Origin of the sequence: Nocardiopsis terrae, from assembly GCF_014651695.1 — a bacterium.
GTDB lineage: Bacteria > Actinomycetota > Actinomycetes > Streptosporangiales > Streptosporangiaceae > Nocardiopsis > Nocardiopsis terrae.
In genome coordinates this window covers 490,725-512,588 of the sequence record NZ_BMXJ01000003.1, presented here as the reverse complement: position 1 = coordinate 512,588, position 21,864 = coordinate 490,725, and the positions used below count along the sequence as shown (strand labels likewise).

25 protein-coding genes and 1 pseudogene are annotated in these 21,864 nt (G+C 71.0%); 18 read left to right on the top strand and 8 right to left on the bottom strand.

What is annotated here, in order from left to right:
- Nucleotides 1–419 precede the first annotated feature (419 nt).
- Both IE195_RS10155 and IE195_RS10150 read left to right on the top strand, forming a co-directional pair.
- Nucleotides 420–998, top strand: a complete 579-nt coding sequence (locus tag IE195_RS10155; protein WP_191269947.1) for a TetR/AcrR family transcriptional regulator — start codon at nt 420–422, stop codon at nt 996–998.
- Nucleotides 995–2,215 (top strand): FAD-dependent monooxygenase, encoded by a 1,221-nt coding sequence (locus IE195_RS10150; protein ID WP_191269945.1) that lies wholly within the window; start codon nt 995–997, stop codon nt 2,213–2,215. Before IE195_RS10155 ends, IE195_RS10150 begins: the two co-directional genes overlap by 4 nt.
- Before the next feature lie 23 nt (nt 2,216–2,238).
- Here IE195_RS10150 and IE195_RS10145 read toward each other — a convergent pair whose 3' ends face one another.
- Nucleotides 2,239–3,243 (bottom strand): aldo/keto reductase, encoded by a 1,005-nt coding sequence (locus IE195_RS10145; RefSeq protein WP_191269943.1) that lies wholly within the window; start codon nt 3,241–3,243, stop codon nt 2,239–2,241.
- Between the two features lie 138 nt (nt 3,244–3,381).
- Between IE195_RS10145 and IE195_RS26660 the strand changes: the two genes are divergently transcribed.
- From IE195_RS26660 to IE195_RS10135, 3 genes are all read left to right on the top strand, one after another.
- On the top strand, nt 3,382–3,639 hold the full coding sequence (locus IE195_RS26660) for an MmyB family transcriptional regulator (RefSeq protein WP_373295648.1): 258 nt from the start codon (nt 3,382–3,384) through the stop codon (nt 3,637–3,639).
- The gene (locus tag IE195_RS26475) at nt 3,578–3,703 is read left to right on the top strand and encodes a hypothetical protein (protein WP_264081831.1); all 126 of its coding nucleotides are present in this window, start codon (nt 3,578–3,580) and stop codon (nt 3,701–3,703) included. Before IE195_RS26660 ends, IE195_RS26475 begins: the two co-directional genes overlap by 62 nt.
- Nucleotides 3,704–3,810: 107 nt before the next feature.
- Nucleotides 3,811–4,350, top strand: coding sequence for an MOSC domain-containing protein (locus tag IE195_RS10135; RefSeq protein WP_191269941.1), 540 nt, complete (start codon nt 3,811–3,813; stop codon nt 4,348–4,350).
- 30 nt (nt 4,351–4,380) lie between these two features.
- Here IE195_RS10135 and IE195_RS10130 read toward each other — a convergent pair whose 3' ends face one another.
- On the bottom strand, nt 4,381–5,205 hold the full coding sequence (locus tag IE195_RS10130; protein WP_191269939.1) for a nucleotidyltransferase domain-containing protein: 825 nt from the start codon (nt 5,203–5,205) through the stop codon (nt 4,381–4,383).
- Between the two features lie 235 nt (nt 5,206–5,440).
- On the opposite strand from IE195_RS10130, the gene IE195_RS10125 reads away from it, so the two are divergent.
- From IE195_RS10125 to IE195_RS10110, 4 genes are all read left to right on the top strand, one after another.
- Nucleotides 5,441–5,914: a hypothetical protein gene (locus IE195_RS10125; RefSeq protein WP_225942428.1), complete on the top strand. Its 474-nt coding sequence runs from the start codon at nt 5,441–5,443 to the stop codon at nt 5,912–5,914.
- Between the two features lie 205 nt (nt 5,915–6,119).
- The gene (locus IE195_RS10120; RefSeq protein ID WP_191269937.1) at nt 6,120–6,944 is read left to right on the top strand and encodes an alpha/beta hydrolase; all 825 of its coding nucleotides are present in this window, start codon (nt 6,120–6,122) and stop codon (nt 6,942–6,944) included.
- Nucleotides 6,941–7,936 (top strand): ATP-binding cassette domain-containing protein, encoded by a 996-nt coding sequence (locus tag IE195_RS10115; RefSeq protein ID WP_191269934.1) that lies wholly within the window; start codon nt 6,941–6,943, stop codon nt 7,934–7,936. Before IE195_RS10120 ends, IE195_RS10115 begins: the two co-directional genes overlap by 4 nt.
- Nucleotides 7,933–8,814 carry an ABC transporter permease gene (locus IE195_RS10110; protein WP_225942429.1) on the top strand — a complete coding sequence of 294 codons (882 nt, stop codon included), beginning with the start codon at nt 7,933–7,935 and terminating at the stop codon, nt 8,812–8,814. Before IE195_RS10115 ends, IE195_RS10110 begins: the two co-directional genes overlap by 4 nt.
- 13 nt (nt 8,815–8,827) lie before the next feature.
- On the opposite strand, the gene IE195_RS10105 is transcribed toward IE195_RS10110, so the two are convergent.
- Nucleotides 8,828–9,571: an SDR family oxidoreductase gene (locus tag IE195_RS10105; RefSeq protein WP_191269932.1), complete on the bottom strand. Its 744-nt coding sequence runs from the start codon at nt 9,569–9,571 to the stop codon at nt 8,828–8,830.
- Nucleotides 9,572–9,845: 274 nt separating this feature from the next.
- Between IE195_RS10105 and IE195_RS10100 the strand changes: the two genes are divergently transcribed.
- The 6 genes and pseudogenes from IE195_RS10100 to IE195_RS10080 all read left to right on the top strand — a co-directional run bounded on the left by IE195_RS10100 (nt 9,846) and on the right by IE195_RS10080 (nt 14,359).
- Nucleotides 9,846–11,222, top strand: a complete 1,377-nt coding sequence (locus tag IE195_RS10100) for an FAD-binding oxidoreductase (RefSeq protein WP_191269930.1) — start codon at nt 9,846–9,848, stop codon at nt 11,220–11,222.
- 80 nt (nt 11,223–11,302) lie between these two features.
- Nucleotides 11,303–11,479 (top strand): annotated as a pseudogene (locus tag IE195_RS26750) (DUF6199 family natural product biosynthesis protein); the annotation flags it as partial.
- Nucleotides 11,480–11,763: 284 nt separating this feature from the next.
- Entirely contained in the window at nt 11,764–11,919 is a 156-nt protein-coding gene (locus IE195_RS10095; RefSeq protein WP_191269928.1) for a hypothetical protein, read from the top strand.
- Between the two features lie 175 nt (nt 11,920–12,094).
- Nucleotides 12,095–12,502, top strand: a complete 408-nt coding sequence (locus IE195_RS10090; RefSeq protein ID WP_225942430.1) for a YciI family protein — start codon at nt 12,095–12,097, stop codon at nt 12,500–12,502.
- A gap of 6 nt (nt 12,503–12,508) precedes the next feature.
- Nucleotides 12,509–13,654, top strand: a complete 1,146-nt coding sequence (locus IE195_RS10085) for an RNA polymerase sigma factor (protein WP_191269926.1) — start codon at nt 12,509–12,511, stop codon at nt 13,652–13,654.
- Nucleotides 13,655–13,816: 162 nt separating this feature from the next.
- Nucleotides 13,817–14,359, top strand: a complete 543-nt coding sequence (locus IE195_RS10080) for a type 1 glutamine amidotransferase domain-containing protein (protein WP_191269924.1) — start codon at nt 13,817–13,819, stop codon at nt 14,357–14,359.
- 103 nt (nt 14,360–14,462) lie between these two features.
- On the opposite strand, the gene IE195_RS10075 is transcribed toward IE195_RS10080, so the two are convergent.
- The 3 genes from IE195_RS10075 to IE195_RS10065 form a co-directional block, all read right to left on the bottom strand.
- Nucleotides 14,463–14,576, bottom strand: coding sequence for a methionine/alanine import family NSS transporter small subunit (locus tag IE195_RS10075; protein ID WP_191269921.1), 114 nt, complete (start codon nt 14,574–14,576; stop codon nt 14,463–14,465).
- Nucleotides 14,576–16,192 carry a sodium-dependent transporter gene (locus IE195_RS10070; protein ID WP_191269919.1) on the bottom strand — a complete coding sequence of 539 codons (1,617 nt, stop codon included), beginning with the start codon at nt 16,190–16,192 and terminating at the stop codon, nt 14,576–14,578. The genes IE195_RS10075 and IE195_RS10070 overlap by 1 nt, the downstream gene beginning before the upstream one ends.
- 284 nt (nt 16,193–16,476) lie before the next feature.
- Nucleotides 16,477–17,481, bottom strand: a complete 1,005-nt coding sequence (locus IE195_RS10065; protein WP_191269917.1) for a pirin family protein — start codon at nt 17,479–17,481, stop codon at nt 16,477–16,479.
- 275 nt (nt 17,482–17,756) lie between these two features.
- Between IE195_RS10065 and IE195_RS10060 the strand changes: the two genes are divergently transcribed.
- Both IE195_RS10060 and IE195_RS10055 read left to right on the top strand, forming a co-directional pair.
- Entirely contained in the window at nt 17,757–18,518 is a 762-nt protein-coding gene (locus IE195_RS10060) for an MBL fold metallo-hydrolase (protein WP_191269915.1), read from the top strand.
- Nucleotides 18,519–18,624: 106 nt separating this feature from the next.
- Entirely contained in the window at nt 18,625–19,554 is a 930-nt protein-coding gene (locus tag IE195_RS10055; protein WP_191269913.1) for a ribonuclease Z, read from the top strand.
- A gap of 35 nt (nt 19,555–19,589) precedes the next feature.
- Here IE195_RS10055 and IE195_RS10050 read toward each other — a convergent pair whose 3' ends face one another.
- Complete coding sequence (locus IE195_RS10050) at nt 19,590–20,615, bottom strand: EamA family transporter (RefSeq protein ID WP_191269911.1); 1,026 nt, start codon at nt 20,613–20,615, stop codon at nt 19,590–19,592.
- 118 nt (nt 20,616–20,733) lie between these two features.
- On the bottom strand, nt 20,734–21,252 hold the full coding sequence (locus IE195_RS10045) for a GNAT family N-acetyltransferase (RefSeq protein ID WP_191269909.1): 519 nt from the start codon (nt 21,250–21,252) through the stop codon (nt 20,734–20,736).
- Nucleotides 21,253–21,293: 41 nt separating this feature from the next.
- On the opposite strand from IE195_RS10045, the gene IE195_RS10040 reads away from it, so the two are divergent.
- A complete protein-coding gene (locus IE195_RS10040) occupies nt 21,294–21,854 on the top strand; it encodes a helix-turn-helix domain-containing protein (RefSeq protein WP_191269906.1) in 561 nt (186 codons plus the stop codon).
- Nucleotides 21,855–21,864: the final 10 nt, after the last annotated feature.

Genomic DNA, 21,864 nt, shown 5'->3' with positions numbered 1-21,864 from the left:
GAATCCCGCCTTTTCTTGTGCGGCCCTTCGGGGGCGGTCTTTTCGCGTGGGGTTTCCGCGCCGCCCCGCGCCCTCTCCTCCTGGGGCGCCCGCGGGTTCGGACAGCACCCTCGGTGCGGTGCGCGTCGCGGCGGGCGCGCCGGCGCCCTGCACGGGCGCCTTGTCGCCCACCGGTGCACGTAGGCGTCCCAGGCTCGGATCGCTGAGCGTGGTGTCCCCGGTGAAGGTCTCCTCGTGCTCTGCGCCCAGCACTCAGACTGAGCACCAGCCGTGGACCAGGGTCTGGGGGCGTTCGTTCCCGCAGTGGGTGCACTCGAGGGGTGTACACGGGTCGGGGTTCGTGCCATGCTAATAATTGGACGATCGCCCAGTGCACTTGTTCAGTGCGAGTGCCCAAAAATGGTGTCGAGAGGACGGACATGACGACCGAACGGAGCCGACAGGTGCGCGAGCGCCTGCTCGGAGCGGCTGCCGAACTCATCGGGGAGCGGGGATGGTCCGCGGTGAGCACACGGGTACTGGCCGAAAGGGCCGGGGTGGGGCCCGGGCTGGTCCACTACCACTACCCCTCGTTGAACGCCCTGCTCAACGAGGCCGCCTTGGGGGTGCTGGCCGAGGTGGCCGACCAGACAGCGGTCCACCTGCGGGGCACCGCACCCCAGGAGGGGCTGGACCTGGCCCTGGGCGCCCTGGACGCCTACCCCGGCGACGACCCCACCTCGGCCCTGTTCATCGAGGCCTACCTGGCGGCCGGACGCGACGAGGAACTGCGTCGGGGCATCACCGACGTCCTGGAACGCTTCCGCGCCGCACTGGCCGACTGGCTCAGGGCGGGCGGGGTCCCCGACCCCGAGGCCACCGCCCGGGTCCTGGCCTCGGCCGTGGACGGCATCATGCTGCACCGGGCCCTGGACCCCGACCTGACCGCAGGCGCGGTCGCCCCCGTCCTACGGCGGATCCTGCAACCCGTGCCCGTCGCCACCGAGGGGGAGAGGTGAACGCCGCGCCCCCGACGGGGCGGGAAACGGGACGGGCGCTCATCGTGGGCGCCGGTATCGCCGGGCTGGCCCTGGCCCACCGGCTGGACCACCACGGCTGGCGGGTGAGCGTCCTGGAACGCGCTCCGGGGCCGCGCCCGCAGGGGTACATGATCGACTTCTTCGGGCCCGGTTACGACGCGGCGGAGGCGATGGGGCTCCTTCCCCGGTTGCACGAACTGGGCCACCACTTCACCGAGGCCGTCCTGGTCGACGAACGGGGCCGCCGACGGGCCTCGGTCGGTTTCGAGCGCTTCGCCGAATCCCTGGGCGGCTCCCTGGTCTCGATCATGCGCCCCGACCTGGAACTGGCGCTGCGCGAGTCGTTGCCCTCCCGGGTGGAACTGCGCTATGACAGCGAGGTCGTGCAGGTCAGAGAAGGCACTGAGGGGGTGGGCGTGCGTCTGGCCGACGGCACGGCACTGGAGGCCGACCTGCTGGCGGGGGCCGACGGCATCCACTCCACCGTGCGCCGTTTGGTCTTCGGCCCGGAGGAACAGTACCTGCGCCACCTGGGGTTCCACACCGCCGCCTACACCTTCGACGACGCCCGCGTACACGCTGCCACCCGGGGCCGCTTCCAGCTCACTGACAGCCTGGGAGCCCAGATGGGACTGTACGCGCTGGCCGGGGATCGGGTGGCGGCCTTCACCGTGCACCGCACCCGCGACACCCGCCTTCCCGAGGACCCCCGGGCCGCGGTCCGCGAGGCCTGTGCCGGGCTGGGCTGGGTGGTACCCCGGGCCCTGGAGCTGTGCCCGCCTCCGGAGCGGGTCTACTACGACCACGTCGCCCAGATCGAGATGGGGTGCTGGAGCCGCGGGCGCACGGTGTTGCTGGGTGACGCCTGCCAGGCGGTGTCGCTGCTGGCAGGACAGGGCGCCTCGCTGGGGGTGGGCGGGGCCTACGTCCTGGGGGAGGAGCTGGCCCGTGCCGGCGGTCTCGCCGAGGGTCTGGCCCGCTACGAGCAGCGGTGGCGCCCGGTGGTGGAGGAGCGTCAGCGCACGGCCCGCACCGGCACCTCCTGGTTCCTACCGGACACCCCCACGCGGTTGCGGTTGCGGCGGATGTTCCTGCGGCTGTCGGCCCTGCCAGGAGTGGACCGGCTGGTGGCGACGTCCCTGTCGGGTAAACCGACCCGGGTGGTGAAGGACCTGGCCTCCACCGCGCAGGACTGAGCGGGGCCGGCGCCCTTCCTGGGCTAGTTGCCGAAGGGGCGCTCCAAGACGGGCGGGTGGACCCGGTGGCCGCCGTCGAACCAGGCCTGGGTCTGCGGATGCTGGTCGGCGGGATAGCCGGGGGCGAAGTCGGCCAGCGCGTTCAGGCGCTCCATGGTCCGGAGCGGCAGGGCCAGGGCGGTGGCGTCCAGGTTGTCCCTGAGCTGGCGGGCGCTACTGGCCCCGATGACGGGGTGGATCCGCGGGGAGCGGGCCAGGGCCCAGGCGATGGCGACCTGCGCCGCGGTGGCGTCCAGCTCCCGGGCGGCCTCCTGAAGCGTGCGGGCGGCCCGGTGTTCGTGGTCGGTGAGTGAAGCGGGGTCGACCCGCCCGCTGGTGGCGGCGCCGGGGCCGGTGAACCTGCCCGAGAGCACCCCGGCGGCCAGCCCGTTGTAGGTGGCCACGCTCAGTCCGTGTGAGCGGGCCATGGGCAGGAGTTCGCGTTCGATGTCGCGGCGCAGCGGGTTGTAGGGCACCTGGAGTGCGGAGAAAGGGGTCCACCCGTGGTGTCGGGCCAGGGTGTTGGCCTGAGCGACGACCCACGCGGGCGTGTTGGAGGCGCCCGCGTGCAGGATTTTGCCCGCGCGCACGGCGTCGTCCAGGGCCCGCATGGTCTCCCCGATCGGTGTGTACTCGTCCCAGGAGTGCACCCACAGCAGGTCGACGTGGTCGGTGCGCAGGCGGCGCAGGCTCCGCTCCAGGGTGCGGGTGAGGTTCTTGCGGTGGCTGCCGCCTGTGTTGGGGTCGGCGGGGTCACGGGGCAGTGTGAACTTGGTGGCCAGGACGAAGCGGTCGCGATGTTTGCGCAGGAGCTCTCCGAGGACCTGTTCGCTGTCGCCGTAGGCGGAAGCGGTGTCGATGGTGTTGCCGCCCGCCTCCCGGTAGAGGTCGAGCATGCGGCGGGCCTCTTCGGGGCTGCGGAAGGTCATGGCGCCGAGGAAGAGCTGGGAGACACGCAGTCCTGAGGTCCCCAGGATTCGGTAGTGCATCAGGGGGTCTCCAGGGCGTGGGTGGCGTTCATGGGCCCGGCCTGTGGTGGGACCACCGGGCGCCCGGGGGGAGGCCGTGGCGGGACTGGCCCTGACAGGGCCAGGTTCGGCCGGGCGGTGCGCTCGTAGACTCAGCGCATGGACGAGAGCGGTATGGGTGCGTTCCTGCGTGAGTGTCGTGAGTGGCTTCGGGGGCGGGCGCGCTGGGTCCGGGCGGGTTGCCGCCGGAGAGGGTGGGTGCGTGCGACGATGCGGGCGCTGCTCGACCGGCTGGAGCCGACTCCGGCGGCCCTGTTCAACCGGCTCGGTGAGACGTTGGCGTACACCGCGGGCTATGAGGCCGTTGGGGTTGTTGGACGCGGAGGGCCAGTACCTGGTGGTCTACCTGCCCGCTGACCAGGTTGCCGCCGAGGCCCTGGAGCGGCTCAACCGGTCCGCGTTGCGCATGGTGGGCGGTTAGGGCTTCTTCGGGTGCGTTCTCGTGGGCCCCGCCCCGGCCGGGGGTTGTTCGGTTCGGGGTCCCTAGGCTCGGGGTGCCCGTTGGTGTGAGCAGAGGGGAGGGCCGCGGTGGCCCCCGTGGTGGAATCCGTCAGTAGCAGTCCCGAGCACACGTTCAGCAAACCGGCCCGGCCCCGCATCCGGCTTCTGGCCGGGTTGGGGGTGGAGGGTGACGCTCACCTGGGACGCACGGTCAAGCACCGGTCCAGGGTGGCGGTCGATCCCACCCGGCCCAACCTGCGCCAGGTGCACCTGATCCACGCCGAACTCCTCGAGGAGGTGGCCCTGGCCGGGTTCGGGGTCCGGCCGGGGCAGATGGGCGAGAACATCACCACCCGGGGGTTGGACCTGCTGGGACTGTCCCGGGGCACCGTGCTCGGCTTCGGGTCTGCGCGGGTGGAGGTGACCGGGTTGCGTAACCCGTGCGCGCAGATCGACGGATTCTCCCCGGGGCTGCTCAGGCAGATGGTGTACCGGGACGAACAGGGTGGTCTGGTGCGTCGGGCCGGGGTGATGGGAGTGGTGTTGGAGGGTGGTGTAGTCGAACCCGGGATGGCGATCGGTGTGCGTGAGCCCGCCGGTGCGCACGTGCCGCTGGAACGGGTCTGACCCGTACCTGTTCCAGGGAGCGCTCGCTGTTCAGGGGCCGGGGGTCTTGCGGCCGTGGGTGGCGGTGTACTCGGCGGCCAGCCAGGGGGCTAGGTCCTCGACGAGTTCACGCAGGTGGTCGGGGTCGGTGGTCGGGTACTGCGCGGTGTGGGCGGCGGTGCGCATCTGGTCGTGGCGGGCGGGATGGTAGTGGCCGAAGACGTCCGCGGCCAGGTCCAGGTCGCTGGTCCAGCCGCCCCAGGCGGGCATGACCAGGGTGAGACCGGTGCGGACCAGCCGGCGGGAGATCCTCCGGCTCAGGCTGAGGTGTTCGGCCCGGGTGGTGGCCCGGGCGATGCCGGCGCGCCAGCGCGGCAGGACCTGGTGCAGGTCGCCGTTGGTCTGGCGGGCCAGCAGCGGAGTGGGCCGGTACCGGGGTAGTTGTTCGGCCAGGTCGGGGCCGAGCACCGGAGTGCACAGGCAGGCGAGGAAGAACCCGGAGTCGTGGCGTTCGGGTGCGCTGGTGAGGAAGTCGATCCCCTCGAGGAGGATGCCGACCCCGTTGACCTGGGCGAACGTCGAGTCGAGTTCGTTCTCCAGGGCTCGGGTCCGTGCGTGTTCGGTCTCGTCGGGGCCGGTGTGCAGCGCCACCAGGGCGTCCAGGTCCGAACTGCCGGGGAGGGCGGTACCGCGGGGGATGCTCCCGTAGAGGTAGGCGCTGTGCAGACGGGGGCCGAAGACCTCGGGGATACGGGCGAGCAGTGCGGTGACCGCTGGCGCGAAGGCAGCGGGGACCTGGTCCACTGAGCCCTCGCGGGCGATGGTGCCGTCGGGACGCAGTCCCCGGGGCGGGGGCGGGGGTTCTCGTCTGTTCATGTGTGAGGTCACATGAGCGCACACTAATGTACGCGGGTGCACACCTCGAACCGCTCCGCTGGTGAAGGGCGTTGGTGCCGGACCCGACCGGTCCGCACCCAACCCGGTCACGGGAGTTTTCCGGTTTCTGGGACACGCGCCTGCGGGTGCGGCTAGCGTCGTTCTCGAACACATGAACGGGTCAGGGTCAGGGGGCGGGGGTGAGGGGCGGACGGTGCATGCCAAGGAGCAGGGTGTGCGGTCGATCGCTGCGCCCTGTCTGGCCCCGGGCCCGACCGGTGTGGCGGTGCGCACCCGCCTCAAGCACCTCACCGTCGAGGACGAGGAGGTGTTGCGGCGGGTCGGCGCCCATCTGGGCTCGCTGGCGGCCAGGGATCTCAAGGCCCGGTGCGCTGATGGTGTGGACCACGACTCTCGCACGTGGGCGGCGCGTAAGCGGGTGCTGACCCCTGTGTCGTCGGCGCGGTGGGCGGGGTCGATCACCAGGTCCACCCATGAGCAGTGGGCGCTGGCCCGCCGCAGCCAGGCGGCGCACCTGCGCTCCCTCCAGGCGGGGATCGCCACCCTCCGGCGTCGGTTGTCGTTGCCGGTCGATGCCAGGGGCACCAAGAAGGCACCGGGCGGGTACCGGTCCCGGCGGGAGTGGCACGCCAAAGCCCGCCGCCTGGCCGCGCTGGAGGACCGGCTGGCCGCTGTGCGTGCGGACTGAGCGAGTCCCAGTGGCGGCTTTGGCCGGCAATCGGGTTTGGGCCGTTCAGGGAGCTGGCCGAGGGGTCCGGTAGTGCTGGCACCACTGTTTTTGGTGGGTAGGGCTGGACCTGGAAGAGGGTGTCTGCGTCATCGTGCCGGTCATCTCCGTAGATCTAGCGTGGAACAGGTCAGAGAGCCTGTTGTACGGATCCTCGGGGAGAGTCATGATCGCGGCCCCAACCGCTGTTCCGGTTACCGGTCCCTTGCGTTACGAGCGCAGGGTGGGGCACGGCGTTCATCTGCTGGCCTGTGACGAGACCGAGGACGGTCGGATCGTGGAGGAGTTGGGGGACGCGGCCACCGCGGACCACATCGCGGTGCTGGTTCCGGGCAACGACAACTACCTGGGCAACTACTTCAACCAGAAGAGGCTCACACGGCCGCGGGTCAACGCGCAGACGCTGTTGGACACGATGCGCCTGGTGGCTCCGGGGGAGCGCGTGGCGGTGGTGGTGTGGGTGGGTTACCGGACCCCGCGCGGCTTCCGGGAGGCGTTCTCACGCCGCCCGGCCCTGGAGGGGTACCGGGACCTGGTGCGGTTGACCGAGTTCCTGCCCAGTACGGCGCGGGTGACGTTGGTGGGGCACAGCTACGGGACGGTGGTGTGCGGTCTGGCCCTGGAACAGGGGCGGGTCAGTGACTGCGTGGCGCTGGGCAGCCCCGGGATGGGGGTGCGCGAGCGTGCCGAGTTGGGGTTCGGGGGGAACCTGTGGGCGGCGCTGGGGCCCAACGACTGGATCCGGTTCTTTCCCCGGGGGCATGTGGGCGAGATCGGGCACGGCCCCTCGCCGGTGCGGCGGGGGTACGGGGCGCGGCTCTTCGAGACCGGTGACATCCCGGGGCACTGTTCGTACTACCAGCAGGGCAGTGAGTCGGTGCGCAACATCGCGCGGATCGCGGTGGGGCGCCACGCCGAGGTGACCCCGGTGCGCGTGCCCGCTCCGCGGCGGTCGTGGGACGTGCGGGCGGGGGAGACGGTGGTTCGGTGAACGGCGAACCGGTGATCCTGGCCGAGGGGGTGCGCAAGCTCTATCCGGGCGGCAGGGTCGCGCTGGACGGTGTGGATCTGGCCGTGGCCCCCGGGACGGTGCACGGTTTGTTGGGGCCCAACGGTGCGGGCAAGACCACCTCGGTCCGGGTGTTGGCGACCCTGTTGGGGTTCGACGGGGGCCGGGCCCGGGTGGCCGGCGCCGACGTGTCCGCTCAGGCCGGGTTGGTGCGTTCCCGGATCGGGTTCGTGGGCCAGTACGCGGCGGTGGACGAGATCCTCAGCGGGCGGCGCAACCTGGAGATGTTCGGTCGGCTCTACCACCTGGGCAGGCGGCGGGCCAGGGAGCGGGCCGTGGAGTTGTTGGAGCGTTTCGGCCTGGTGGAGGCCGCCGACCGTTCGGTGCGCACCTATTCGGGTGGGATGCGGCGCAGGTTGGACCTGGCCGCGGGGTTGGTGCTGGATCCCCGGGTGCTGTTCCTGGACGAGCCCACGACGGGGTTGGATCCGCGTAGTCGCGCCGAGGTGTGGCGGGCTGTGCGTGAGTTGGTGGAGGCGGGCACGACGGTGCTGTTGACCACCCAGTACCTGGAGGAGGCCGACCGGTTGGCCGACCGGGTTTCGGTGGTCGACGCGGGGCGGGTGATCGCTGAGGGGAGCCCGCAGGAGTTGAAGTCGCGGGTGGGTGGCGGCCGGGTCGAGGTCGTGGTCTCGCAGGCGGACGAGTTGCCGGTGGCCGCGGAGGTGATGGGCCGGATGGCGGGGTCGCCGCCCGTGGTCGACCGGGACGCGTTGAGCGTGTGCGCCTCCGTCGGGGGCCGGGGCGGGGCGCTGGTCAAGGTGGTGCGGGCCCTGGACGAGGCGGGTCTGGACGTGGAGGACATCGCGTTGCGCCGACCGACACTGGATGACGTCTTCCTGAGTCTGACCGGGCACCAGAGTACGCGGGAACCGGTGGCCGGGGAGCAGAGCGCGGAAGGGGATCGGTCATGACGCGGGTGCTGGGCGCCCCGGACGGGGAGCAGAGCGCGGACGCCCTCGGGGGTGAGCCCCGGGGCCCTCGCGTGTGGGCGGCCCGGGCGGGGTGGGCGGTGGCCGACTCCGCGGTGGTGGCACGCCGGTACCTGGCGCACCTGGTGTACAAGCCTGACGAGGTGGTCGGCACCCTGATGATCCCGGTGCTGGCGGTGCTGTTGTTCGGGTTCGTCTTCGGTGAGGCGATGGGCGCGGCCATGGGGGTGGGCGGTGAGGACTACCGTGACTTCCTGATGCCGGGGCTGTTCGCGTTGACGATGGCGTTCGGGATCGGCAACACGACGATCGCGGTGGTCACGGATGTGGGCCGTGGTGTGGTGGATCGTTTCCGTACCTTGCCCATGGCGCCGTCAGCGCTGTTGGTGGGCCGCAGTATGGCCGATGTGGTTTCGGCGGTGGTGGATCTGCTGGTCCTGGTGGGGATGGGGCTGCTGATCGGGTGGCAGTGGCACCACGGTCCCTGGGCGGCGTTGGCGGGGCTGGGTTTGCTGTTGCTGTTGCGGTTGGCCTTCACCTGGATCGGGATCTACCTGGGGTTGCTGGTGCGCAGTCCCGAGGCGGCGATGAAGTTCTTCTCGCTGGTGTTCCCGTTGGCGATGGTGGCGGAGACGTTCGTGCCCACCGAGGTGATTCCGGGTTGGTTGGCGCCGGTGGCCGAGTGGAACCCGTTGTCGGCCACGGTGCTGGCCTGCCGGGAGCTGTTCGGCAACACCACGGTGGTGGGTGAGTCGTGGGTGGCGCAGAACGCGCTGTTGATGGCGGTGGTGTGGCCGCTGGTGCTGATGGTGGTGTTCGTGCCGTTGGCGGTGCGGCGTTACCGGCGGTTGAGTCGTTGAGTGCGGTGCGGGTTCAGCCTCGGGCGAGGAACTGGGCGAAGGTGGTGCGGCCCACGGCCCGGTCGGGGGTCAGGTGGGCGCCGGAGCGGTAGCCGGCGAAGACCCGGCCGGGCAGGCGTAGCGGCCACAGGCGGCGTTGGGCGTGGGTAGCGTCCAGGTAGGCGCGGGCCAGGTCGCGGAAGGACTCCACGTGGGGTCCGCCCAGGTCGGGGACGCGTCCGGCGGGTTCCTCCTGGGCCAGGCGGGCCAGGCGCAGGGCGACCTCGGCGGCGTCGACGGGTTGGACGTCGATGTCGGGGTAGGGCATGGCGGGCAGGCGGGCCGCGCGGGCGCAGATGCTCCGGACCAGTTGGTGGAACTGGGTGGCGCGTAGGACGGTGACGCCCAGGCCGGAGGCCAGGAGGGCCTCCTCGACGGTGTGTTTGGTGCGGTAGTAGCCCAGGGGGATCTGGTCGCATCCGACGATGGAGACGTGGACGAGGTGGGTGACTCCGGCTGCGCGGGCGGAGCGGATGAGGTGGGTGGCGGCTCGGAGGTCGCCGCCGGTGGGGCTGGTGGCGCAGTGCACGACGGTGTCGACGCCGTTCAGGGCCTGGTCGAGTCCGTGTCCGGTGCGCAGGTCCACGGCGTGGGCGGTGGTTTCCAGGGAACCGGGGTGGCGGCTCAGGGTGTGGATCTCGTGGTCGGTCTGGCGTAGTTGTTCCACCACGGGCGTGCCCAGGGTGCCGGTGGCGCCGGTGACCAGGATCGTGCTCAAGTCCCCACCTCCGAGTCCGTTGCTCAGGGGATCACGCTAACACCGAAGGGGGGAGGTTTCCGGGTATTCGGTGTGCTTTCGGTGCTGGTCGTCGTGGGGGTGCGTTCGGGCCCGGGTCTCCTGCCTCTGGTTTCCCGCCTGGCCCCGGGAGCGGATCCCGTAGCTGTCCCGCCCTGCTCCTTGCTGTGCCCCTTGTGGGGTGGGCCGTCCCGGTTAGAGTGCTGGGCAGCGTTGGCGCAGTGAGCGCTGAGTCACAGTGATGAGGGGTGTGCCCATGCCGGGGGTCGTTGAGGAGCTGCTGTCCGCGATCGGAGCGGAACAGGTGATCACCGATCCCGCGGTGATGGAGGGTTACTCCCATGACGAGGCCGAGTGGGCTCCCTACGGCGGACCGGCCGCGGTGGTGCGTCCCCGTGACACCGCCGACGTGGCCCGGGTGGTGCGGGTCTGTGCCGACCTCGGTGTCGCTCTGGTGGGGCGCGGTGCCGGGACCGGCCTGTCGGGTGCGGCCAACGCGGGCCGGGGCTGGGTGGTGGTCTCCTTCGAGCGGATGAACAGGGTGCTGGAGGTCGACGCCGTCCAGCAGACCGTCACCGTGCAGCCGGGTGTGGTCAACGGCGACCTGCGTGAGCGGGTGGCCCGGGACGGGCTGTGGTATCCGCCGGACCCGGCGTCGGCGCCGTGGTCGACCATCGGCGGCAACGTGGCCACCAACGCGGGCGGGCTGTGCTGCGTCAAGTACGGGGTGACCCGGGACTACGTGTTGGGCATGGAGGCGGTGGTGGGCTCCGGTGAGGTGGTGCGGTTGGGTCGGACCACCGCCAAGGGGGTGACCGGGTACGACCTGGCCGGGCTCATGGTCGGTTCCGAGGGCACGCTGGGTCTGGTCACCGAGGTGACGTTGCGGCTGGTGCCGTTGCGCACCGGGGTGGAGCACACCGTGGTGGGTTACTTCGACTCCCTGACCGATGCCGGTCGTGCGGTGGCCGCGGTGGCGGCGGCGGGCATCGTGCCCTCGGCCATGGAGCTCATCGACCGGTTCTGCCTGCGGGCCGTGGACGAGTGGAAGAACATGGGGCTGTCCGCGGAGGGTGAGGTGCTGTTGCTGGCCCGCAGTGACCTGCCCGGGGAGTCGGGTCAGGCGGAGGCTGACCGGATCCTGGAGTGCTTCGAGCGGGAGAAGGCGGTCTACGCGGTGCGTTCCACCGACGAGGAGGAGGCTGAGGCGCTCTTCCAGGCGCGTCGTCTGGCCTATCCGGCGCTGGAGCGGTTGGGGCCGTTGCTGACCGAGGACGTGTGTGTGCCCAAGGCGAAGGTGCCGTACATGTTGGAGGCGATCGAGGCGGTCGGGGAGCGGTTCCGGACCCGGATCGGAAACATCGCGCACGCCGGCGACGGGAACCTGCATCCGCTGTTCATCGTTCCTGCCGGTGACGATGCTGCTCGGGAGCGGGCCAAGCAGGCCTTCGAGGTGATCGTGGACGAGGCACTGGCCCTGGGCGGGACGGTTACCGGTGAGCACGGGGTGGGTCTGTTGAAGATGCGCGGTGCCGCTGACGAGCTGGGCCCGTCCGTGCTGGCGATGCACCGGGCGGTCAAGGGGGCGCTGGACCCCCGGGGCATCTTCAACCCGGGCAAGGTGTTCGCCTAGCCGGGCCGGGGAACCACGGCGCCCGCTCGCCTCCTGCATATACCCGTGCCCGCCCCACCGCTGGATCGGAAAGGCTGCTTGTGGTCCTCCTACATCTGCTGCTGGCCGCCGTGATCGGGTGGATGGCCCTGATCGTGGCCAAACCCCAGGTGGCGTGGTATGTGCGGGCGTGGCAGTACCGCGACCCGGAGGCCAACTACCCCAGCGACACATGGTTCACACTGCACCGGGTCGGCGCAGCCGTGGCGATCGTGCTGTGCCTGTTCGCGTGGTCCTTGACGTGGGAGAGCGACCCGGACGAGGCGGCGTCGGAGTCCGTCACCGCGCAGGAGTCCGCAGCAGTACCTGAGGACGGGATACCCGCACAGGAGACCGTCTCCCTGACGGACACCGTGACCGAAACGGGCTGGATCAGCTACTACAGGGTGCTGGAGGAGGAAGAGGAGGTCATGATCTCTGCCTCGGTCAAGGGGTGTGTGCGTGACCCTCTGGCGCCTTTGGACGTGCGGGCCGTCGAGGGGAGAAGAGCGTCCGTTTCGCTGTGGAGATCACCCGTGGCTCGATCTTCTGTGGGAACGACGACGAGGAGGTCTGGGAAGAGCCCGAAACGTACAGAGCGCTCGTGGAGCTGGACGCACCGCTGGGGGACCGGACGGTCGTGGACACCAATGGCGACGAGATCACGTTCGACTCCTGAGCGGGCCCGGAGCAGTGGGGTGGCGGGCCAAGGACGGCTCAGTCCCCGCCCGACAGCGTTCCGAGTTTCGAAGTTCGCTGGAAAACGTTCCGGTGGGATGTCGAGAATCGGTGTGCGGCTCCGTCTCCCCGGTGAACACGGCCACAATGGGTCGTGCCGCACCGAGGAGGACATGATGGCCAAGTACCTGCTGCTCAAGCACTACCGGGGCGCGCCGAAGGCGGTCAACGACGTACCGATGGACCGGTGGACACCGGAGGAGGTCTCGGCCCACGTGCAGTACATGCAGGACTTCGCCGACCGGCTCGAGGGCACCGGCGAGTTCGTCGACAGCCAGGCGCTCTCCCCGGAGGGCACGTTCGTGCGCTACGACGGCGAGGGGCGGCCGCCGGTCACCGACGGCCCGTTCGCGGAGACCAAGGACCTGATCGCCGGCTGGATGGTGATCGACGTGGAGACCCATGAGCGGGCGCTGGAGCTGGCCGGGGAGCTGTCCGCGGCCCCGGGGGCGGGTGGCGGGCCGATCCACGAGTGGCTCGAGGTGCGCCCGTTCCTGGCCGCACCGCCGACCATCACGGAGTGAGACACGGTGGACGAAGCTCTGCTGCGGGCCCTGGTCCCCAGCGTGATCGGCGTTCTCGTCCGTCGCGGAGCCGACTTCGCGGCGGCCGAGGACGCCGTGCAGGACGCCTTGGTCGAGGCCGTGCGCGTGTGGCCTCGGGAGCCGCCGCGCAACCCCGAGGGCTGGCTGGTCACCGTGGCCTGGCGCCGGTTCCTCGACACCACCCGTGCCGAGATCTCCCGACGTCGGCGCGAGGTCCGGGTCGAGGCGGAACCCGTTCCCGGTCCGGGCCGGGCGGTGGACGACACCCTCCAGTTGTACTTCCTGTGCGCGCACCCGTCCCTGACACCGGCCTCGGCCGTCGCGCTCACGCTGCGCGCGGTCGGCGGTCTGAACACACGTCAGATCGCGCGGGCCTACCTCGTGCCGGAGGCGACCATGGCCCAGCGCATCAGCCGGGCCAAACGGACCGTCTCCGGTGTCCGGTTCGACCGGCCCGGTGACATCGCCACCGTGTTGCGGGTGCTCTACCTGGTCTTCAACGAGGGCTATTCGGGTGACGTCGACCTTGCCGGCGAGGCGATCCGGCTCACTCGCCGGCTGGCGGCAGGGATCGACCACGAGGAGGTCGCGGGTCTGCTCGCGCTCATGCTGCTGCACCACGCGCGACGCTCGGCCCGCACCGGAGCCGACGGCAGGCTGGTGCCCCTGGCCGAGCAGGACCGCGGCCTGTGGGACACCCGCCTGATCGCCGAGGGAGTCGACGTGCTCCAGGCGGCCCTGGCCCGTGACCGTCTGGGGGAGTTCCAGGCCCAGGCCGCCGTCGCCGCTCTGCACGCCGACGCCCGTACGGCGGAGGAGACCGACTGGGTGCAGATCGTCGAGTGGTACGACGAACTGGTGCGGCTCACCGACAGCCCGGTGGTGCGTCTGAACCGGGCTGTCGCGGTCGGGGAGGCCGACGGGCCGAGGGCCGGGCTGGCCGCCCTGGCCGAACTGGACCCCGGCGTGCCCCGGCACACCGCGGCGGCGGCGTACCTGCACGAACGTGACGGCGACCCGGTCACCGCGGCGCGGCTCTACGCCCGGGCCGCCCGGGCGGCGCCCAACCTTCCCGAACGCGACCACCTCACGCGGCAGGCCGCACGGCTCAACGTGCGGTTGCGCGGTTGAGTTTCCATCCGAAGAGCCTCTGATCGGTACATTCGCCAACATTCGGGGCACCGGGCAGGTGAGTGGCCACGCCTGGGCGGGTAGGGCGGCCAACGCGGTACGGGGCTTGTCGGAGGGGCCCGGTACCAGAGAACGACGCCGCAGTACGTGAGGGGGAACGTCATGGCTGACGCACTCACCGGACGCCGCGTGGCGGTTCTGGCCGCCGACGGGGTCGAACAGGTGGAGCTGGTCCAACCGAGGCAGGCACTGGTCGATCAGGGCGCCGACGTGGAACTGGTCTCGTTGCACGACGGCCGGATCCAGGCGATGAACGGGGACATCGAACCGGCTGACCAGTTCACGGTGGACCGGGAGGTGTCCAAGGTCGGTGTGGACGACTACGACGCCCTCGTGGTCCCGGGCGGCACCGTCAACCCGGACAACCTGCGTTCCGACGGCGACGCGGTGCGGTTCGTGCGCGACTTCGTGGCCCGGGGAAAGCCGGTCGCGGCGATCTGCCACGGCCCGTGGATCCTGGTCGAGGCCGACGTGGTGCGCGGACGCACCCTGACCTCCTACCCCAGCATCCGTACCGACATCCGCAATGCCGGGGGCGTGGTGGTGGAGGAGGAGGTCGTCACCGACCACGGGCTCACCACCAGCCGCAACCCGGACGATCTCCCGGCTTTCTGTGAACGGATCGTGCGGGAGTTCGCCGGCTGAGCCTCCCGCGGACGGATCGGCCCGGGCCTGTCCGGAGGCCGTGAAAGGGGGTCGCGGACACGTGTCCGCGACCCCCTCGGTGTGGTCGGTTCTCCCCGGCGGGCTACTGAGACTCGGGTTCGTCGGGGTGGTTGCGCAGGTGGAGGATGGCGGCCACCAGGCCGCCCCACAGCACGACCATGGAGATGACCATCATGGTGATGGCGCTGGCGGACATCAGCGGTCCCCTTCCTTGTCTGTGTCTTCGGCGGGCCGGCCCAGGGGCGCGATCCTGTCGGGCTCGTCCAGTTCGACCGGGGTCTGCCCGTCCCCCTGGGCGCCGCGTTCGGCGTCCAGTCGGGCGATGGTGTCGGCGCGCCGCCAGGGGATGCAGGAGATGACGATGCCGAAGACGATCGCTCCGATGGCCACGCCCCAGCCCGCGACCAGCAGGAAGCTCTCCGGGTAGCCCTCGTAGTTGGTCGTCAGCTCGGTGCGCAGGCTGTCCCACATCATGAAGCCCAGCAGGACCGGGGTGATCCCGCCCAGGGCGATCTTCCACCACCAGCCCAGGCGGATCGAGGAGACGGCGTTGGCGTGCTTCTCGAACAGCGGCAGCCTGCGCAGGATCCAGCCGAACACCAGGACCATCACCAGACCGGCAAGGGCGATGCCGTACTGGTTGATGAAGCGGTCCGCGGCGTCGAGGATGTACAGGCCCTCGGGTGTGGGGAAGAGCAGGATGGAGGCGAGCGCGGTGGCGCCGCCCACCACCAGCACGGTCTGGACGCGGCCCAGCCCGGTGCGGTCCTGCACCGCCGAGATGATCACCTGGACGATGCTGATCAGTGAGGTGAGGCCGGCGATGACCAGGCAGAGGAAGAACACCACCCCGAAGAGCGTCCCGCCCAGCGGCAGTGTGGAGATGATCTGCGGGAAGGCGACGAAGGCCAGCCCGATCCCGGAGGTGGCGACCTCGTCGACACTCGTTCCCGCTGCGGTGGCCATGAAGCCCAGCGCGGCGAAGACACCGATACCGGCCAGGAGCTCGAAGGAGCTGTTGGCCAGGCCCGCGACCATGGCCGATCCGGTCAGGTTGGCCTTGCGGCGCAGGTAGGAGGCGTAGGTGACCATGATGGCGAACCCGATGGACAGCGAGAAGAAGATCTGTCCGTAGGCGGCGATCCACACCCCGCCGTCGAGCATCTTGCTCCAGTCCGGGGTGAACAGGGTGTTCAGTCCCGCGGCGGCACCGTCCAGGGTGAGCGCCTGGATGACCAGCAGTACGAAGAGCACGACCAGCAGGGGGATGAAGATCCTGGTGCTCTTCTCGATGCCCTTGCGCACGCCCAGGGCCAGCACGACCAGGACGATCGCCCACACGGCCACCAGGGGCCAGGCCACGCCGGCGACGAACCCGGAGATCATCCCGGGTTCCTCGCCGACCTGGAGGAAGTCGTTGAAGAAGAACGCGTCCGGGTCATCGCCCCACTGCTGGCCGACGGAGAACCAGGCGTAGCGCACGGCCCAGGCGACGATGACGGCGTAGTAGCTCGCGATGACGAAGCAGATCGCCACCTGCCACCAGCCGATGGCCTCCGCCGGTCGGGAGATGCGCCGGTAGGAGAGCGGCGCCGAGGAACGGTACCGGTGGCCGATGCTGTACTCGAGGATGAGTAGCGGGATACCCGCGGTCAGCAGGGCGATGAGGTAGGGCAGGAGAAAGGCCCCGCCCCCGTTTTCGTAGGCGATGTAGGGGAATCGCCAGATGTTGCCCAGTCCGATGGCCGATCCGATCGCGGCCATGAGGAATCCCGCGCGCGTCCCCCACTGCTCGCGAGGCTGTTGCCCCATGTTCAGGTCTCCTAAATCATCCCGTAGTTCGCGATCCGCACGGTAGCAGGATTTGGCCCTCTGAGCACGGTGGAGCCTGGCCCGTGGGCTGGATGTCTTTGTGATGAGTGTCTTTGGTTCTGTTTTGTCTAGACCCCAGGAGAGCGGGAGGCAGGGACGAAAGCTGTCAAGGCGGGCTTACCGGACGCTTTCAGTACGGCTGTGGCGGCGCGCGTGGCGGACCCGGCCCCGCCGAGGTCGTCACGCGCGCCGGGCCCGACGGGGCGCGCCCCTCTCGGCGGGTGTCAGGATTCGCGGTGCCGAGGTCTGGGGCGCAGCCGGGCGTTGGGCAGTTCCGGGGCGGGCAGTGCTTCACCCCCGTCCGCCGTCACGGGAGCGAAGCGCGTCCCCCCGGTCCGGCCGTCGCGCTGTTCCTCCCACTGGGTACGGGCGCGCACGATCTCCTCGTGGTCGCGGCCCACGAAGTTCCACCACATCACCAGGTCCTCACGGAAGGGTTCCCCGCCCAGAAGAAGCAGGTGGGTGCGTTCGTCGGCGTGCACCCGTACGCCCTCCCGCCCGGTGCCCAGGTAGAGCAGGGAGCCGGGCACGACCCGGTGTCCGTGCGCTCGGACGGGGCCGTCCAGGGGCAGCAGGCCGTGTTCGAAGGCGGGATCGACCGGAAGGTGCACTCTCTGGCCCGCCTCCACGATGATCTCCGCCCCCACCAGGGGCGTGTGGGTGCTCGCGGGTGAGCGGTGCCCGTCCAGTTCTCCTATGATCACCGTGACCCGCGCTCCCGGCACCGTGAACTCCGGCAGGTCGGCGTGGTGCTCGAAGTGGGCGGCGCCCTCACGCGTGTCCGCGGGCAGGGCCACCCACAGCTGTGCGCCGTGGAGCAGGCCGGGAGCACCGGAAGGTGTGCGTTCGGAGTGGGCGATGCCGTGCCCGGCGGTCATCAGGTTGAGCTGGCCGGGGCGGACCATCTGGTCCGAACCCAGGCCGTCCAGGTGGTGGACGGCGCCCTGGACCAGCCAACTCACGGTCTGCAGCCCGATGTGGGGATGGGGCGGCACCTGCATGCCCGCCCCGACGGTGACGTCGGTGGGCCCGTAGACGTCGGCGAAGCACCAGGCGCCGACCATGCGGCGGTTCTTGCCGGGCAGGACGCGGTGGACCAGCATCGCGCGCGGTCCGCCCAGGGGTACCTCGCGGGCTTCGAGGAGTTCGGTGTCGGGTTCGGGGCCGGTCCGGTCGACCTCGCCTCCGCAGACCCGCTGTTCGGTGGGATGGGGTTCTACGTTGCTCACGTGGTTGACGCTAACCCAGTCGGCCGCGGCGGACCCGGACCGGCGTGCCCCGCCGGGCGGTCTCCGACCACCGGCGCATGTGCCCTTGTCCGGTGAGACCGGGCAGTCCCCGGACCAGCAGGGGGGGTGCCCGCACTCGGCGCGGAGGGCGCCCTCGCTTCGAGGACGGGACCGGTGTTTCCTGCGGGTCGGGAGGGGCCGAGGGGACATTCGTGGGTAGAAATGGGTTGAGGATCCATGCCGGGTGCTCACACACGGTTCACCGGGAGGCAGCCATGAGCCATGTCCCCTCCGAGGTCGCCCCGGGTGTACACCGGCTCGGCGACCAACTCGTGAACTTCTACCTGGTGGAGACCGCCGAAGGGCTGGTCATGGTCGATGCGGGGCTGCCCGCCCACAGCGGCCGGTTCCTGGACACGGTCGCCTGGGTGGGCGGCAGGCTGCGTGCCGTGGTGCTCACCCACGCCCACCCCGACCACACCGGGTTGGCCGAGCGTGCCCGGGACAAGGCCGGGGCCCGGGTGTGGGTGCACGAGGCCGACGCGCCGATCCTGGATGACGGTCCCACCAGTTCGGTGATCCACGCCCGCCCCGAACGCCCGCTGTTCTCCTACCTGTTGCGCCGCCCCAGTGCCGTTCAGACGCTGATGCGGTTGGGATACGCCGGGGCGTTCAGTTCGGCACGGGTGCGTGAGTACACCACCTTCGGCCACGACCAGGTGCTGGAAGAGGTGCCGGGGGCGCCCCGGGTGCTGTCGGTTCCGGGGCACACCCCGGGCAGTTCCCTGGTGCTCTTCGAGGACCGCGGTGTGGTGTTCAGCGGTGACGCCCTGGTCACCGACGACCCCACCACCGGTTGTGTGGGGCCCCGGGTGGTGAGCCGGATGTCCACGCACGACTCCGTGCTGGCCCTGGACTCGCTGGACAGGCTGGCCGCGCTGCCCGAGAACACGCTGGTGCTGCCCGGACACGGTGACCCTTTCACTGACGGACCGCGCCTGGCGGCCGTGCGGGCCCGCTCCACGGGGGTGCGCTGAACGGACCGCCGGGGCCGTGCTGTTCTGCGTTGACCGCTCAGAGGCCAGGTCGGGGGCGCCCCTGTCGTAGGCCCAGGGGGTGCACGGTGGTGGGACAATGCACCCCATGTCCGTACGCGAACTCGTCATCCTGGGGACCTCCAGCGCGGTGCCCACCCGTCGCCGCAACCACAACGGATACTTCCTGCGCTGGGGCGACCAGGGCGTGCTGTTCGATCCCGGGGAGGGCACGCAGCGGCAGATGCGCTTCGCCGGGCTGGCCGCCAGCGACATCACCAGGATCTGTGTGACGCACTTCCACGGTGACCACAGCCTCGGCCTGCCGGGGACGATCCAGCGCATCTCCCGCGACCGGGTGCCGCACACCGTGCGGGTGGCCTACCCCGGCGCCGGAGAGGAGTACTGGCGCCGGTTGCGCCACGCCACGTCCTTCCACGACACCGACGTGGTCCTCCCCCAGCCGGTGGGCGGGTCGGGGAGTTGTCCGGTGGGGGAGGGGGAGCCCTTCACAGTGACGGCGCTGCCACTACGCCATTCGCTGCCCGCCTACGGGTACCGGCTGGCCGAACCGGACGGGTGGCGGATGCTACCCGAACGGCTTGGGCACTTCGGGGTGCGCGGGCCCGACGTCTCCCGTCTGCTGCGCGAGGGGTCGCTGGTGCTGGGGGACGGGCGGGTGGTGGACCTGGCCGACTGCGCGGAGCCCAGGCCCGGGCAGGTGTTCGCGTTCGTCATGGACACCGGGGTGTGCGCCCAGGCGGTGGAGCTGGCCCGGGGAGCGGACATGCTGGTCATCGAGTCCACCTACCTGGACTCCGAGGAGGAACTGGCCGAGCGGTACGGGCACCTGACCGCACGGCAGGCCGGCAGGATCGCCGCGCAGGCGGGTGTGCGCCTGCTGGTACTGACCCATCTGTCGGAGCGCTACGAGGAGGACGAGGAGGAGCGTTTCGTGGCCCAGGCGGGTGAGGAGTTCGACGGGTCGGTGGTGTTGGCCGCCGACCTGGACCGGATTCCGCTGCCCGCACGGCGCTGACCTGGTGTACTGCTCGACACGGATCGGGCGGGCCCTCAGGAACGTTCCGGGGCCGCGTGGTCCTGATCAGGACCGGGCCCGCGCGGCTCAGGCCGGTTGGGGGTGCGGCCTGTGTTCCCGGCCGCCGCCTCGTCGGCCGCGGAAGCGGCGGCCGGCGAGGCGGGTACGGCGGTCTGGGCGATGAAGGCCCCGGTCACGATGACCGCCGCGCCGAGGAGCTGCACCGGGGTGAGCGCCTCGCCGAGCAGCACCCAGGCCAGCACGATCGCGGTGACCACCTCCAGGTAGGCCACACCCCCGGCGACCTGTGGAGACAGTCGCCTGATCGCCGAGACCCCGACGAAGTAGGCCAGGGCGGTGCACACCAGCCCCAGCCACAGCGCGACACCCCAACCCGGAAGGGGGACGCCGCCCAGCGGAAGCGGTTCGGCGAGCAGGCCCCACGGCAGGGTCCAGGGGCGGGCGAGCACGCCCAGCAGGACCGTGGCGACCAGGGCGCCGAAGGCGATGACCGCAAGGGGGTCGGTGTCCTCTCCCATGGCGTCGCCGAGCAGGAAGAACGTGGCCTGGGCGGCGGCGGCCCCCAGGGCCAGGCCGACGCCGATCGCGTCCAGGCGCATCCCCGCCCAGACCTCCAGCAGGAGTCCGAGCCCGGCCACGGCCAGGACCACGCCCGCCACCGCGGCGGGGGAGACCCGGTGGCGGCGCACCACCCGTACCCACAGCAGGACCAGCACCGGGCCGAGGAACTCCAGGAGCAGTGCGATACCCACCGGGATGCGGGCGACGGCGGCGAAGTACAGGGCCTGGACACCGGCCATGGGGAAGATGCCGTAGGCCAGGAGCAGCAGGGGTCTGCGCCGGACGATGCGGCGGTGCCGGATCGCGATCGGGAGCAGGATCAGCGCGGCGACGGCCAACCGCAGCCAGGTCACGTGCAGGGAGTCCATGCCCGCGTCCAGCAGGGGGCGGGCGAAGACCCCGGCGCCGCCGAAGGCCAGTGCGGAGGCGAGCGCGAAGGCCAGCCCCGAGGGGCGGTGGCGGGCGGTGTGCGCGGACACGGGGCGCTCCAGGGAGGGTAGTGGGCGAAGGAGGGGATCGCGTCGGGCCTGGGGTGTGGCCGATCTGCGCGGAGGGGGCGTGAGGAGCGGGCCCGCCCGCCGGGGTCCGGGTCGTGGTTCAGCCGGCGGGGCCGAGCTCCAGCTGTGCCCAGGCGACGTCGTGCCAGGTGCCGTGTTTGTGTCCCACCCGCCGCATGACGCCCACGTCCTCGAACCCCATGGCCCGGTGCAGGCCCTGGCTGGCGTCGTTGGGCAGGGTCATGCAGGCGATGGCGGTGCGCATGCCGCGTTCGGCCAGGCGGGGCAGGAGTTCTGCGTACAGCGCCCGGCCCGCGCCGCGGCGGTGCCGCCCCCGTTGCAGGTAGACGCTGACCTCGCAGGTCCACCGGTAGGCGGAGCGGGTGCGGAAGGTGCCGCCGTAGGCGTAACCGGCCACCCCCTCCTCGTCCTCCAGGACGATCCACGCGTGCTCGCGCTGGGCCGCGGTGATGCGCTCGGCCATCTGCTCGGGCGGGGGCGGGGTGAGTTCGAAGGTGATGGCGGTGTCGGTGACGTAGGGCGCGTAGAGGGCCGCGCACGCCGCCGCGTCGGCGACGGTGGCGTCGCGGATACCGGGGCGTGTCAGCAGGGAATCCATAGTTGAACATGATAAGCGATCGTGTCGACTATGGTGAACGCATGAGCGACGAACTGGGCCCCGCCCTCGCCGTGACCCTGCAGGCCCTGCGCCGGGACCGCGGCTTGAGCGGCGCCGCCCTGGCCGAACTCTCCGGGGTCTCCCGCGCCATGATCAGCCGGATCGAGAACGGGGACGCCCAGCCCACCGCCTCCCTGTTGGGCCGCCTGTCCGGGGCCCTGGGCATCACCCTGTCCGAACTGATCGCCCGGGCCGAACAGGGCGACCGCCGGCTGGCCCGGCTGGACGAACAACCCACCTGGACCGACCCCGAGACCGGCTATCGCCGCCGCGCGGTCTCACCCACTTCCGGCGGACCGCTCGAACTGGTGGAGGTCGAACTACCCCCCGGGGCACGGGTGGCCTACCCGGCCGAGTCCTACAGCTTCACCCACCACCAGATCTGGGTACTGGAGGGCACGCTCGCCTTCGGTGAGGGTTCGGAGGAGCACGTTCTCGAACGGGGGGACTGCCTCCGGCTCGGTGCACCGGTGCCCTGTGAGTACCGCAATCCGACCGGGAAGCCCTGTCGCTATCTGGTGGCCGTCACCCGACGGGGTTAGGACGGGTCCG